The sequence below is a fragment of the Mesorhizobium sp. YIM 152430 genome (genome assembly GCF_029210365.1).
GTDB lineage: Bacteria > Pseudomonadota > Alphaproteobacteria > Rhizobiales > Rhizobiaceae > Aliihoeflea.
Window position 1 is genome coordinate 1 of the sequence record NZ_JARGES010000012.1, and the last position, 559, is coordinate 559.

Annotated in this window: 1 pseudogene; it reads right to left on the minus strand. The window is 68.1% G+C overall.

The window, feature by feature from the left end:
• A pseudogene (locus PZ895_RS00725) lies at nucleotides 1–559 on the minus strand (FAD-dependent oxidoreductase); the annotation flags it as partial.

Sequence of the window (559 nt, forward strand, 5' to 3'; positions counted from 1 at the left end):
CCGCGGCACCTCGACGCCGAGCTGGGCGGCGAGCGCCTTCGACCAGACGCCGGCGGTCAGCACGACGCCGGAGCAGGCAATCGTCTCGNTCGCCTTGAAGATCCTTGCCCCGTTCATCTGCGCGTGGTCGGCGAGGTCCTTCACATAGCGACCGGGATCGGCGATGCGGCCATGATTCTTCAGGCGGATGGCAAAGCCGTTTTCGGCGGAGAAGACGGGGTCGTAGGCGCGCAGGGCGTCGTCTTCGAACTCGTCCCATTCGAAGCCGTGGTCCCGGCGGATCGACCAGCCGAAAGCGTCGGCGGCGAAGGCGGCTCGGTCGCGGTAGAGAAACACATAGTCGGACGGGACCAGCCATCTGGCGGCTCTTGTGCCGGCGGAGAGCGCCTGATGGTCGGCGAGGCTGTCGCCGATGATCGGGTGGAGGGCGGCGGCGATGCGGCGCGCCTCGTCGGCGGTGGCATGGGTGAGGTAGCGTCGCAGCCAGGGCGCAAGGCGTGGCAGATAGGACCATTTGAGGAAGAGCGGCTGATCGCGGCTGAACAGCATCCCCGGCGCC